This is a genomic window from Enterococcus sp. E4-150 (assembly GCF_035726465.1).
Classification (GTDB): domain Bacteria; phylum Bacillota; class Bacilli; order Lactobacillales; family Enterococcaceae; genus Enterococcus_B; species Enterococcus_B faecium.
In genome coordinates this window covers 1-13729 of record NZ_JAPRGK010000025.1, presented here as the reverse complement: position 1 = coordinate 13729, position 13729 = coordinate 1, and the positions used below count along the sequence as shown (strand labels likewise).

Below are 13729 nucleotides of genomic sequence, written 5' to 3'. Positions count from 1 at the left end.
CGTCGTTTAATAGGTCGATGGTCTTGTTCTATTAAATTGTTAAGATACTTCACAGTTCGGTGCTCTGTCTTAGTATATAAACCCACACTCTGTAACTTTCTAAAGGCGGAGCCAAGAGAAGGTGCTTTATCGGTCACAATTGCTTTCGGCTCACCAAACTGTTTATGGAGTCGTTTTAAGAAAGCATAGGCTGCTTGCGTATCCCGTTTCTTTCGTAACCAGATATCTAAGGTTAAGCCGTCCGCATCAATTGCACGATAAAGATAATGCCAACGTCCCTTAATTTTGATATAGGTTTCGTCCATTTTCCATGAATAGAAGGATTGTCTATTTTTCTTCTTCCAAAGATAATAGAGGACTTTGCTGTACTCTTGTACCCAACGATAAATCGTAGTATGACAAACATTTATTCCACGATCATATAACAATTCCTGAACTTCACGATAGCTTAGATTGTAACGCAGGTAGTAACCAACAGCGACAATAATGACGTCTTTTTTGAATTGTTTGCCTTTAAAATGATTCATTACTCTGTCCTCTCTGTCTTTTTTCTCAATTTTACACTAAAATAGATTTTTTGGAAAACTTTGCAACAGAACCAAATTGCCGATCGCTATTTTGTCTCTGACGTAACCGTTCTGCGTGTCCTGCACACCTGTTTAAAAACGTATCATCCTCGTTTTGATACGTTACCTTCGGTCCTTTGTTTTGATGAGTTCAAATCGATGAAGTCCTGCAGTGGAAAAATGAGTTTTGTTTTTATGAATGGGCAGACCCAGCAATTAATCGGTGTATTGGAGAATCGTCGCCTTGCTTTCTTAAAACCATATTTCCTTAAATTCACTAGAAAAGCACGAGCGAACGTGAAATACGTCGTGATGGATATGAATGCCCCTTATTTTGAACTTGTAAAAGCGGTCTTCCCAAACGCCAAAATCGTGACCGATCGCTTTCACATTGTCCAACAAATCACTCGTACGTTAAAATCAGTTGCGAATCAAAACAATGAACAGGTTTCAAAAAACGGAACCGACAAAGTATTGACGATTGAAGCGATTCTGGAAATTACTCCTTACGCATGCCTATGATCTGGATAGTTCCGATTATCAATATGATCGATCCTTTCGCAGACCAATGACGCAAAAAGCGATGGTCGATGAGCTTTTGAGTTACGACGAGCAATTAACCAGGGCTTACGAGACTTGCCAGCTCCTCCTCTATCACTTTAAACACAAGGACAACCAAAGTTTTTTCGATACGATCAACAGCTTAGATCAATGCCTTCCACAATGGTTTTGTAAGAAGCTGACGTTTTTAAATAAATACAAATTAGGGATTCAATATGCTTTAAAACCCAGGTATAGTAATGGTGCATTGGAAAGAACAAATAATAAGATAAAAGTGATAAAACGAGTAGCCTACGGCTATCGAAATTTCCACAACTTTCGAGCAAGAATTTATCTCATTCAAGGCTTGATCTTCCAAGTAAAACAAAAACCAGTTAAGCACTCTGCCTAACTGGTTATGACTAAATTTTCAGTTGTCTCTCTACCAGCACTAAATGTCGAAGAGCCAAAAATCTGAGCCAGAATGAGGTTCGTTCTGACCCAGATTTGATTTTGCACAACTCATCAGTCCTTATTAACAAAGAGCTCATATTCCTCATGTTGAGAATACGAAGGCCATGTACCAGCTTATTGGTTTAGTATATAAAATTACTCATTATTTTCGTCATATTCCATCTCATCTTCCGTTACCCACATATGATTCTTAACTTCTTCTTGACCATCGGTTGGAGTGTAATTAACAACGTAAACAGTTCCTGTAATAGATTTATCTACTTTTGCTTCAGCTCCCATCATCCCATCCATGTGATCGGCATTCAAGATAACAGTATCGCCCTCATTTGCTACAGTCTCAGTATCTTTTAACTCTTCTTGTACTACCCATCGATGATTGTTAACCATTGGTCCCCCAGTTTTTGGCTCATAGCTTACTTCATACATTGTAGTATCAAAGGCCCCTACAACTTGAGCATTTGCACCTTTCATCCCTTCCATATGATCGCCTAGCAGTATAACATTACTTCCCACCGGGAATTTAGGGTTCGCAGCATCTTTCATTGAAGAAGGAACCATACCTTCGTGATTCATTCCCTCCATACTATTCATTTCACTAGACGCTGTAGAAGTCGATTCCTCGTTTGTGCTATTAGAATTATTCGATTCACTTTGATTGCTACACGCTCCTAAAAATACAATAATTCCAAGACTTGCAAATACTAATTTTGTCATCTTTTTCACTGTCTTCATCCTCCTTTAATTAATCACATTTAGGTCATCTCATAAATTTGTAATCCAAAAACTTCTTTTTTAATTGTAGCTATTGATAAGTCCTTCTTAGAAAAGATTACTACAGAATTTGATAAGATATCTAAATGAACTTTTTCGACACTATCTATCGAAATCAGTTGAAAAAATATTTTTTTTGCCCAACATTCACATACTAGTTTAGCAATTTTTATCTGTTTTTGAAACAAATAACTCTCCTCCTTTATTGAAATGGTAACTTTATAACAAATTTAGTTCCTAGACCCAATTTACTTTTTACAGTTATACTACCTTTATGCGCTTCAATAACGCTCTTTACAATAGCTAATCCGATACCTTGCCCCCCTAAAGCTCTACTTCTGGAGGGGTCAGCCATATAAAATCTATCAAAAATATGAAGTTGCTGATCTTTTTCTATACCGATGCCGTTGTCTTCAACAATTAAAAGAACATGGTCTTTATTTTTACTTATAGAAAACTTAATGGTTCCCTCCTTTTGCGTAAATTTAATAGCATTATTCAAAAGATTGATAACAACTTGGTTCATTTTATCTTTATCTGCAGATATATTGATGTTATCCCCTTGGATTTCAACATGAAGGTTTTTTGACTCAATTTTGCTGGCGAAATTTTCAATAACGGATTCAATCAACTTATATATGTTAAACTCAGTTTTATTTAAATGATCATATTTTGCTTCAATTTTGTTGATTACTTCTATATTTCCAATTAAACGAGTTAGACGATCTATTTCATCATAACAAGATTGTAGGCGCTCGGGAGTTATTTTCCAGACTCCGTCAATCATTCCTTCCACATTGCCTTTAAGGGTAGCTAATGGTGAGCCAGAACGTGTTGTTTATGAAGCTGCTTCTTGTAAAGCCATTCCAACAACGATGGCATCTGATGTTACTAAATTATATGGATTGACAGACATCGGTACGCCAATCGTCAAACAGCATAATGGTATCAATGAGATCACCTTATATTATGACTTGCCGCTCTTCTTTTATTTCATCATCGGGTTGACCTTCATTGGTTGGCTGATTTTATTCATCATGTTTATTAGAAGTCGGATACATTCATAAAAAAAATGAGGTCGAGACAAAAATCGTTTATGAGAAATTAGAGAAAAAACGAACAATACATTTTTTGTATTGCTCGTTTTTTTTAAATTTCCGAAAAACCTGCCTTTCGGACGTCGTTTATTTGAGAGAGGTTAGGACAGAAGTGTTTAACTCTGAGAAATAAGAAGAAATGAACGAAAATTGCTTTTCAAATTTTTGTTCATTTCGGCTTATTTAAGAAGGAGTTGCTTCTGCTCCCGTCGTTTATTCGAGAGTCTGTAGCAAACCTGGTTTTTAGATTTGTCCCATATTCTTATTGTGACAATATTCCTTCGTTTCTCTTCACTCCAACGTGACTGCTACCCCATAATGATCACTGACAATCGGGCCATTTTCCCCGTCAAAAATACGTTGATAACTTGTAACAAAGCAATCTTGTGGTACATAAATATAGTCAATACGTAGCCCCTCTTTATTGTTTTCCCAGCCATCGATTCTCTTTTCGATCGTTGCTTCAGCTTGTTTTTTTTGCGCGATTGGATAAGCATCACGAATAGGCAACTGACTTTTTGCCACTAAATCGTACCCGCTGCCTTCAGCAGGATTGTTGAAATCCCCTAATAGATACAGTGGTGTTGTAAGAGGCGCTAAACTTGCTTCTAATTCTTTCCACTCAAATGCAAATCCGCTTTTTTCATCTGCCCACCAAGAAAAATGACAACTTGCTACAGTAATACATTGTGTTTTGACAGAGGTTTGACCTACTAATATTTTTCGAGTATGGTAATCCTCTTTTTCTTTTGTTTCGGAGACTAGGTGCGTTTGACTAGTTAGTGGTTGTTTGGAAAGAAGCGCATTGCCTTCCTCATAGATAGCATAGCCGATATGACTCATTTCCCAACTCCAATAGTAAGTTTCACCTTGTTCTGCTAAGAGCTGGATCAAGCAATAGGCAAAGTTATCCGAGCGGACAGGCGTTTGTTCCTGCACCTGACTAAAATTCTTCAGCTGCTCACTGGTTAGTCCTTTTGCGTCCATCGTTTGATTGACTTCTTGCAATGCGATCACATCATATTGTTCATGACAGATTTTTTGAGCGATCTGTTTTAATTTTTCTTGTGGTTCCTCTTCTAACCAGCTATGCGTATTCAACGTCATTATTTTCATATAATTCTCCTTCTTAATGGGATGGGTCGAAACATTGCTCCCACCTTCTGGATCCATATAGGTAAAGACCCCAAAGTAGTTTATTCAAAAAATAAGCCAATAATCCCTGAAATAGGAAAAGCAATTTCGGGATTATCGGCTTACTTCTAGGAGTTACACACATCGAACACATTCTTTCGATATGAAATACACACATGAACTTCTGTGATTCTTTACAAGTTTATTTTCCCGATCACTGTTCCTCGTTTAGTGTCTCCTAATTTATTGATGGTCAGCCCATTGACTTTGTCATCTGTAAAGACTACTATGATCGTCGTTTCTTTCCCTTCGTTCTTGATTGCATCTAGATTCATCTGAGCAATCGTTGTTCCTGCTACTACTTCTTGGCCTTCAGAAACTAAGATCTCAAACGCTGGCTGGCTCATATGAACAGTATCCAGTCCCATATGGATCAAAACTTCTGCTCCTTCTGCTGTTTGCATGCCAATTGCATGCTTGGTTGGGAAGACACTCACGATTTTACCAGAAAGTGGTGCCGTCACTTCTCCAGTGGCAGGAATGACAGCAAAGCCATCACCCATCATCTTTTGTGAAAAGACTGGATCATTCACATCTGTTAAAGCAATTACCTCACCAGTTGCTACAGTGAATAATTCTTTTTCGATACCTAAAACATGTTTCTCTTCATTCTTCTCATTTTTATTTGTTGCCTCAACTGTTGGCTCTGGAATATCAGCGCCTGATTGTAGTAAATCTTCAATATCCGATTTCAACACATCCGCTTTTGGTCCATACACGGCTTGCACACCTTTGTCCTTAACGATCAAGCCCATCGCTCCAGCACGTTTCCATTCTTCTTCTGAACCGACTTTCCCAGGATCCTCGACGCTGACACGTAAACGAGTCATACAAGCATCTACATCCTTGATGTTTTCTTTTCCACCTAACAAATGGATGATCTTAATGATTTGTTGATCTGCATTAGTTGCAGAACCTGACGGCGTTTCTTCACTGTCGTTATCATAGTTCCCATTACGTCCTGGTGTAGCATAATTGAATTTTTTGATCAAAAAGTTTGCCACAAAATACGTCAATACTCCAAATAATATGACACAGATAACAAAATTGAGCAAGTCGATACCTAATCCTGCTTTGATCGCTAATGGTGTACGTGTCAATAGTTCAATGTTCCCAAATGAATGGACACGTAAAGGTAGAATATCTGCCATTGCAAAAGCTGCCCCTTGGATCACAGAATAAACAATGTAAAGAGGTACAGCTGCAAACATGAACATGAACTCTAATGGTTCGGTTACACCTGTTAAGAAAACTGCAAGTGCTGCTGAAAAATACATTGATTTATATTTAGACTTTTTGTCTGGATCAACATTACGGTACATCGCTAGTGCTAATCCCATCAAGATACCGGAAGAACCAATCATTTGTCCCACTTTAAAACGAGCAGGTGTCCAGTTCGTCAATACGAATTCATATTGCGACATGTCGCCGGCGCCTTTCAAGTTGACCAAATCAGTCGCCCACGCTAACCATAAAGGATCTTGTCCAAATACTTGTGTTCCCGCTTGCGCACCAGATAATATCTCATAGGTACCACCCAGCTGCGTATAATTGATTGGGATCGTCAACATGTGATGTAAGCCAAATGGTAACAATAGACGTTCCAATGTACCATATAGGAATGGTGCTAAAATCGGAGCGCTTTCTTTTGACTCTGCAATCCACAATCCAAAGTTATTGATCCCTGCTTGGACATTCGGCCATACAATAGCAAGAATCAATGCAACAATCGTTGACCACAAAATAACTACAAAAGGAACAAATCTTTTTCCATTAAAGAACGATAATGCGTCAGGTAATTTACGATAATTGTAATATTTATTATAGGCCATCGCCCCAACGAACCCTGCAATAATCCCAACAAATACCCCCATATTTAGTGCTGGTGCTTCTAATACACTGGTAAAGAACCCTTTAACCATGATTTTCGTGCCAAACAAGGTATGCGTAAATGCGTCTTCATTTGCCAACATCTCATTAGTCACACCAAAAATTGCTCCTGTGATCCGATTGATCAATATAAATGAGATCCCCGCAGCGAATGCTCCCCCTGCTCGTTCTTTTGCCCAACTACCACCTATCGCTAGTGCAAATAAAAGATGTAAATTTCCGATAATTGCCCAACCAATATTTTCGATCACGCCACCCGTTGTAACTAAAGGTGCAAGATCAGGATTGATCAACGGAATCGATTTACCGATACTGATCATCAAACCTGCCGCTGGCATAACTGCCACAACGACCATTAAAGCCTTTCCAAATTTTTGCCAAAACTCAAAGCTAAATATTTTTTTCATTTCCTCGTCTCCTTTGTGCAATCGGTTTCGTTGTTAGTTATTATAGTGTGTATTTCTTTTTTTGTAAATGCTTTATTTCGTATTTTTATGCTTTTTCTGTAAGTACCCAATCGTTCTTTATACATTATTTCTGTTCATATTATAGTAGTAAATATTGATACAATCGCTTTTGTTTTGTTTTTTCATCCACTTCAAAATTTAATTTCACTTTTCTAGTTGACTTACGCAATCGGTTGCGTTTATTATGGACGTATAAACGACAACGTCTAGGAGGAGAACAATGAAACAAATTAAACGGTTATTTCAGATCGACCCTTGGAAAATCAGCACGAATAAATTAGATAAAGAAAATTTACGCTTGCAAGAATCATTGACCAGTATCGGTAACGGATATATGGGTATGCGCGGAAATTTTGAAGAAGCATATTCTGGTGATCATCACCAAGGAACCTATTTAGCAGGTGTTTGGTACCCTGACAAAACACGTGTTGGCTGGTGGAAAAACGGCTATCCTGAATATTTTGGAAAAGTAATCAATGCAGTCGATTTTATCGCTATGGATCTTTTTATCGATGATCAGCTGATTGATCTAGCTACACTTACTACTGAAGATTTTTATTGGGAATTAAACATGAAAAACGGTGTTTTGACACGTAGTTATACAGTCACTACCCCATCAAACAAAGTTCGTCTTTCATTCGAGCGCTTTTTAAGTATTGTCAAAAATGAAGCCGCTTATATTCGCTTAACCATTGAAATGTTGGAAGGAAATGGAACTGTAAAAGTTATTTCTAAGCTAGATGGCAATGTCCAAAACGAAGACAGCAATTACGATGAACACTTTTGGAATGACATCGATCATGGCGTCAAGGAAGAAATAGCGTACTTAACGACTAAAACGATCCCGAATAATTTTGAGATCGAACAATTTACAGTGACCGCTGGGATGCGCCACTACGTTGATGGAAAATTATATACGCCAAGCTACCAAGAGGGCACCTTAGCAATCGAAGGTTCATTCACCTTTGACTTAAATGAAAATGAAACACTTCTTATCGACAAAGAAGTATTGATTTTCACAAGCCGAGATATCCCTGAAGCGCAACAAGCGACACATCTCTTTAAAGAATTCAACGAATTGAACGTTCACTATCCCCAAGCAAAAGAGGAGCAAACAGCCGCTTGGTCTAAACGATGGGAATTGGCAGATGTAGTCATTGAAGGAGACGATGAAGCACAACAAGGAATCCGTTTCAACCTCTTCCAGCTATTTTCTACTTATTATGGCGAAGATGAACGTTTGAATATTGGACCAAAAGGCTTCACTGGCGAAAAATATGGTGGTGCAACTTACTGGGATACTGAAGCCTATGCAGTGCCTCTGTACCTCGCTTTAGCGAAACCTGAAGTCACTAAGAATCTCTTGAAGTACCGCCATAACCAATTGCCACAAGCAATCCATAATGCACAACAGCAAGGGCTAAAGGGCGCGTTATATCCAATGGTCACTTTCACAGGTGTCGAATGCCACAATGAATGGGAAATCACTTTCGAGGAGATCCACCGAAATGGTGCAATCGCCTATGCAATCTACAATTACACGAATTACACCGGTGATACGGAATATTTGAAAAATGAAGGTCTGGAAGTTTTAGCAGAAATCGCCCGCTTCTGGGCAGACCGTGTCCATTTTTCAAAACGAGCAAATAAATACATGATCCACGGAGTGACTGGACCAAATGAATATGAAAACAACATCAATAACAATTGGTATACAAATACGATCGCAGCTTGGGTCTTGCGTTACACGCGAGAAAATTATTTGAAGTTCAAAGAAGAGAGCACTGCTAAAATCAGCGACGATGAATTGGCACATTGGCAAGAAATTGCTGAAAATATGTACTTCCCAGTAGATGAAGAATTAGGGATTTTTGTTCAACACGATACTTTCTTAGACAAAGATCTCAAACCAGTAGCGGAACTATCCGCAAGTGAATTGCCATTGAATCAGCATTGGTCATGGGACAAGATCCTTCGTTCTTGCTTCATTAAACAAGCAGACGTTTTACAAGGTATCTACTTCTTCAATGATTCATTTACAAAAGAAGAAAAACAACGCAACTTTGATTTTTACGAGCCAATGACTGTCCATGAGTCTTCCCTATCTCCTAGTATCCATGCTATTTTAGCTGCTGAACTAGGCATGGAAGATAAAGCCGTTGAAATGTATCAACGCACTGCTCGTTTAGATTTAGATAACTATAACAATGATACAGAGGATGGCTTACACATCACTTCAATGACCGGAAGTTGGCTTGCTATCGTACAAGGATTCGCGCAAATGAAGACAGATCATGAACAATTAAGATTTGCACCATTCTTGCCTAAAACATGGTCTGCTTATTCATTCCATATCAATTATCGCGACCGCTTGTTATTTGTCGCCGTTTCAAATGAACAGGTAACATTGAACCTCTTATCTGGCGAAGCATTACCGCTAGAAGTCTACGAAAAAGCGTATGTCCTTACTGATCATTTGACTATTCCATTACGAGAAGGTGAAGCGAATGTTTAAAGGTGTATTATTCGACTTAGATGGGGTCATTACAGATACCGCTGAATTCCATTACCGTGCTTGGAAAAAGCTAGGTGATGAGATCGGTATTCCCTTAGATCGGTCATTCAACGAACAATTGAAGGGTGTAAGCAGAGAAGATTCTCTGACTCTCCTTCTTGCTCACGGAAAAAAAGAAGAGCAATTCTCAAAAACAGAATTTCTCGAATTAGCGAAAAGAAAAAATGATTATTATCTTGAAATGATCCAATCGATCACACCAAAAGATGTTTTTCCAGGGATTTTAGAATTATTAAAAGACTTACGGGCAAACAATATCAAGATTTCACTAGCATCTGCAAGCAAAAATGGCCCTTTCCTACTTGCCAAGATGGGTCTAGAAAGCTACTTTGATGCGATTGCTGATCCGGCAAAAGTCGCTAATGGAAAGCCTGAACCAGATATTTTTCTACTTGCTGCGAAAGAAATCGGTTTGACCCCTCGTGACTGCATCGGGATCGAGGATTCAAAAGCTGGAATCGCTGCGATCATTGCTAGTGGTGCGCAACCTATCGGCGTAGGACGTTCAGAAGATCTTGGGGAGGATATTCCAATCGTACCTGATACAGCTTCATTGACTTTCGATTACTTGAAAAAAACGTGGCAGCCAAATGCCTGAACCTTCTATTTCAGTGACTCCTATCCCCAACACTGAATTAAAAAAAATAACATTGAAGAACGATGAATTGACCGTCGTTCTTCTAAATTATGGCGCTAGACTTCACCAAATCTTTGCTCCAGATAACAAAGGACATTTAGAAAACGTCTTACTTTCTTATGATGAACTTTCAGATGTTTTAACCGATGAAAGTTTCTTTGGAGCCACAGTCGGTCCCGTAGCAGGCAGAATCCGAAATGCTACATGGGGAAATCATCAACTTGAAAAAAACGCTGGCAACCATCATATCCACGGAGGAACAAATGGATGGTCTTTCCAATATTGGGATGTCGAAGTGTTCAAAAATCCACAGTCGATCGGCGTTGTCTTTTATTTACAAGACACTTTTTCCGATTATCCTGGTCCTATCACAGCAACGATCACGTATCAGCTAACTGCGAATAGCCTGGAAATGATCACAAAAACGAACAGTCCCGTCGAGACGATCTGCAATCCAACCAATCATGCCTATTTCAACCTTTCTGGGAATGGTAAACGCGACATTGATACACATGAACTGGCTGTCCAAGCAGAAAGTCTATTGGTATTAGATGAAGATAAACTACCAACAGGCGAACAAATCACTCAAGCGGATTTACCGATCAATTTCAAGAAACCACATACAATCGAAGAAATTCTCAACGCTTATCCAGAAGGACTTGATGACGTTTTTGTTCTTACTACACCGAAACGTTCAAAAAAGGTGCTGTGTCTTTCAGAAAAACAATCTGGACGCCAGTTGTCTATAGCAACAACAAATAGAAGTGTGGTATTATTTTCTACGACTGGTTTTGAAGCTGATTTTATGATCAACGGGAAACATATGCATTCAAACTATGGTTTAGCCATCGAGCCACAAGAATTTCCGGATCTAGTCCATTTACCTGAACTCGGTTCGATCGCTTTGTACCCTGGTCAAGAAAAGGTCAACCATACGACCTATCAGTTTACTATTTTACCGAATGAACAGATAGCAAATACTCAATAGTTGCTTGTTTTGATTACGAATAGCTCAGAAAAGAAGAGATTTTTATTTAGAAGAAAGGTGTTTAAATTATGGCAATTACGGTAAAAGATGTTGCAAAAAAAGCGGGAGTAGCTACCTCTACTGTCTCACGCGTCATCAATGACCATCCAAGTATTTCCGAAGCAACCAAAAAGAAAGTCCGAAAAATCATGGATGAACTTGGCTATGTACCGAATATCACTGCTAGAAATTTAGGTAAACGGGTTTCTAGTGCCATCGGCGTGATATTGCCGCCACTTGATTCTAAAGAACGAATCGGTAATCCCTTCTACTTAGAGATCATGGATGCAATCAATGAAGAAGCACGTCACCACGACATGACAATAGCCATTGCAACAGCGAAAAATTTTGATGTCTTATTAGAAAATGTCCAAAGAATGCACTTACAAAAACAAGTCGATGGCTTTATCTTAGTGTACTCTGATAGCGAAGACCCAGTCATCGATTATTTGTATCAAAACGAGATTCCCTTCACTCTGATCGGTCAACCTTATCAGCATGAAAATGAGATCATCTACGTTGATAACGACAACCAGCTATTGGGAAAACAGGCAACTGATTTTCTTATCCAAAATGGGCATGAACAGATTCTTTTCGTTACGAACACGACCCACGAAAGCCTCTATTTCGAACGCTATTTCGGGTATCAAAAAGCGATGATGATGGCTGGACTAGATGTTCACCCTAGCGTTGTGATCGAAAAGGCAGAAGACTATCTATCCTTTGACACTATCTTAAAAAACGCCGGTGCTACAGCACTTGTGGTAATCGATGATATTTTTGCACTTCGCACGATGCAATTAGCGCAAATGTACGGTTATCTTATTCCAGAAACCTTATCGATCATCAGTTTCAATAATTCGATTTTTTCTACACTGACTCATCCTTATCTCACAAGTATCGATATCGATATTTCCGAATTAGGGCGAGTAGCCATGCAAAAATTACAAGAATTGATCCATAACGAGATCAGTAGCGGCGTGCGCCTAGTCATCCCTCATCACTTGATCAAGAGAGAAACAGTTGTGCCACTGAACCCCAAGCAATAACTGGTAGGAATTGAAATGAAGAGATAGAATAACCAAAAGATGAGATTGAGACAAAAGTGTTTCTTACTTCTGTCTCAACCTCTTTTTTGAAATTCCCGAAAAGCCTGACTTTTGGACACCGTTTATTTGAGAGAAGCTGGGACAGAAGTGTTTAACTCCGAGAAATAAGAAGAAATGAACGAAAATTGCTTTTCAAATTTTTGTGAATTTCGGCTTATTTCCGAAGGAGTTGCTTCTGCTCTCGCCGTTTATTCGAGCGTCTGTAGAAAGACTGATTTTTAGATTTGTCTCGACCTCATTTTTTTATGAATGTATCCGACTTCTAATAAACATGATGAATAAAATCAGCCAACCAATGAAGGTCAACCCGATGATGAAATAAAAGAAGAGCGGCAAGTCATAATATAAGGTGATCTCATTGATACCATTATGCTGTTTGACGATTGGCGTACCGATGTCTGTCAATCCATATAATTTAGTAATATCAGATGCCATCGTTGTTGGAATGGCTTTACAAGAAGCAGCTTCATAAACAACACGTTCTGGCTCACCATTATCTACCCCAAAGGCCATCGAAGACACTAGTACCTCCGCTTTTTCTTTTTCTAAATTAGAGATCGTTTCAGCCACTCGATCCACATTCAAATGTTTTACTGGTAAAAAAGCATTGACGATTTCGATTTTTTTCTTGTTCCCTAGATCAATATCGTTCAATCGTGTTTGTCTTTTGGCTAAAAATCCTTCAAGACCGCCTTTCGACATGCCGATTACTCCAAAACTTTAGCTACATCTCCTTCAATCAATGCATTCGTTGCTTGCGTTGTCGAGTGAGCCACGAAAACCACATCATCTGGACTGATTTGATTCTCTTGTAAACAGTTTTGAAAAGACTGCACCACTCCTGCTGCCACCCCATTCAAATGATGGTTCTGTTGCGAAGTTTGAAAATCAAACGCGCCCTCTCTGAACTCCAAATATCTTAGGCTGTTATTCCCATTAATACCTTGATTTCAGTAGACACCGAAAAGCCGAAGAGCGTTCCATTTCTTCGGTTCTTTTTATATATTCCCCGAATGGTCTCCATGCCCTTAATCGTGGAAGAGGCTGTACGGAGACTTTGATAAAATTTATTTCGTCGTTTAATAGGTCGATGGTCTTGTTCTATTAAATTGTTAAGATACTTCACAGTTCGGTGCTCTGTCTTAGTATATAAACCCACACTCTGTAACTTTCTAAAGGCGGAGCCAAGAGAAGGTGCTTCATCGGTCACAATTGCTTTCGGCTCAGCAACCTGTTTATGGAGTCGTTTTAAGAGAGCATAGGCTGCTTGCGTATCCCGTTTCTTTCGTAACCAGATATCTAAGGTTAAGCCGTCCGCATCAATTGCACGATAAAGATAATGCCAACGTCCCTTAATTTTGATATAGGTTTCGTCCATTTTC

General features: G+C 38.9%; 10 protein-coding genes and 5 pseudogenes. 7 read left to right on the top strand and 8 right to left on the bottom strand.

Annotated elements, in window-relative coordinates:
- Positions 1-527: IS6-like element ISS1N family transposase (locus OZ002_RS12675; protein ID WP_061100505.1), on the bottom strand; the 527-nt coding region annotated here is incomplete at its 3' end.
- Between the two features lie 72 nt (positions 528-599).
- On the opposite strand from OZ002_RS12675, the pseudogene OZ002_RS13310 reads away from it, so the two are divergent.
- Positions 600-1518, top strand: a pseudogene (locus OZ002_RS13310) (ISL3 family transposase); the annotation flags it as partial.
- 197 nt (positions 1519-1715) lie between these two features.
- Here the strand turns inward: OZ002_RS13310 and OZ002_RS12660 are convergent.
- The 3 genes and pseudogenes from OZ002_RS12660 to OZ002_RS12650 form a co-directional block, all read right to left on the bottom strand.
- Positions 1716-2312 carry a YdhK family protein gene (locus OZ002_RS12660; protein WP_002351732.1) on the bottom strand — a complete coding sequence of 199 codons (597 nt, stop codon included), beginning with the start codon at positions 2310-2312 and terminating at the stop codon, positions 1716-1718.
- Between the two features lie 20 nt (positions 2313-2332).
- A complete protein-coding gene (locus tag OZ002_RS12655; RefSeq protein ID WP_002307659.1) occupies positions 2333-2539 on the bottom strand; it encodes a hypothetical protein in 207 nt (68 codons plus the stop codon).
- A 14-nt stretch (positions 2540-2553) separates the two neighbouring features.
- A pseudogene (locus OZ002_RS12650) lies at positions 2554-3174 on the bottom strand (sensor histidine kinase); the annotation flags it as partial.
- On the opposite strand from OZ002_RS12650, the pseudogene OZ002_RS12645 reads away from it, so the two are divergent.
- Positions 3161-3418: pseudogene (locus tag OZ002_RS12645) on the top strand (hypothetical protein); the annotation flags it as partial. The pseudogenes OZ002_RS12650 and OZ002_RS12645 sit on opposite strands and share 14 nt — an antisense overlap.
- A gap of 321 nt (positions 3419-3739) precedes the next feature.
- Here the strand turns inward: OZ002_RS12645 and OZ002_RS12635 are convergent.
- Together OZ002_RS12635 and OZ002_RS12630 are read right to left on the bottom strand one after the other, a co-directional pair.
- On the bottom strand, positions 3740-4564 hold the full coding sequence (locus OZ002_RS12635; RefSeq protein ID WP_002332312.1) for an endonuclease/exonuclease/phosphatase family protein: 825 nt from the start codon (positions 4562-4564) through the stop codon (positions 3740-3742).
- Between the two features lie 212 nt (positions 4565-4776).
- A complete protein-coding gene (locus OZ002_RS12630; RefSeq protein ID WP_272016952.1) occupies positions 4777-6939 on the bottom strand; it encodes a PTS transporter subunit IIBC in 2163 nt (720 codons plus the stop codon).
- A gap of 280 nt (positions 6940-7219) precedes the next feature.
- On the opposite strand from OZ002_RS12630, the gene OZ002_RS12625 reads away from it, so the two are divergent.
- The 5 genes and pseudogenes from OZ002_RS12625 to OZ002_RS12605 form a co-directional block, all read left to right on the top strand.
- Positions 7220-9514, top strand: a complete 2295-nt coding sequence (locus tag OZ002_RS12625) for a glycoside hydrolase family 65 protein (protein WP_174131342.1) — start codon at positions 7220-7222, stop codon at positions 9512-9514.
- A complete protein-coding gene (gene pgmB, locus OZ002_RS12620) occupies positions 9507-10172 on the top strand; it encodes a beta-phosphoglucomutase (protein ID WP_002316716.1) in 666 nt (221 codons plus the stop codon). The genes OZ002_RS12625 and pgmB overlap by 8 nt, the downstream gene beginning before the upstream one ends.
- Positions 10165-11199: an aldose epimerase family protein gene (locus OZ002_RS12615; RefSeq protein WP_002316717.1), complete on the top strand. Its 1035-nt coding sequence runs from the start codon at positions 10165-10167 to the stop codon at positions 11197-11199. Before pgmB ends, OZ002_RS12615 begins: the two co-directional genes overlap by 8 nt.
- 68 nt (positions 11200-11267) lie before the next feature.
- Positions 11268-12287 carry a LacI family DNA-binding transcriptional regulator gene (locus tag OZ002_RS12610; protein ID WP_002316718.1) on the top strand — a complete coding sequence of 340 codons (1020 nt, stop codon included), beginning with the start codon at positions 11268-11270 and terminating at the stop codon, positions 12285-12287.
- 136 nt (positions 12288-12423) lie between these two features.
- A pseudogene (locus OZ002_RS12605) lies at positions 12424-12543 on the top strand (DUF3788 family protein); the annotation flags it as partial.
- 47 nt (positions 12544-12590) lie between these two features.
- Here the strand turns inward: OZ002_RS12605 and OZ002_RS12600 are convergent.
- Both OZ002_RS12600 and OZ002_RS12595 read right to left on the bottom strand, forming a co-directional pair.
- Positions 12591-13210 (bottom strand): annotated as a pseudogene (locus tag OZ002_RS12600) (hydantoinase/oxoprolinase N-terminal domain-containing protein); the annotation flags it as partial.
- Between the two features lie 56 nt (positions 13211-13266).
- On the bottom strand, positions 13267-13729 hold a 463-nt coding region (locus OZ002_RS12595), incomplete at its 5' end, for an IS6 family transposase (protein WP_325083440.1).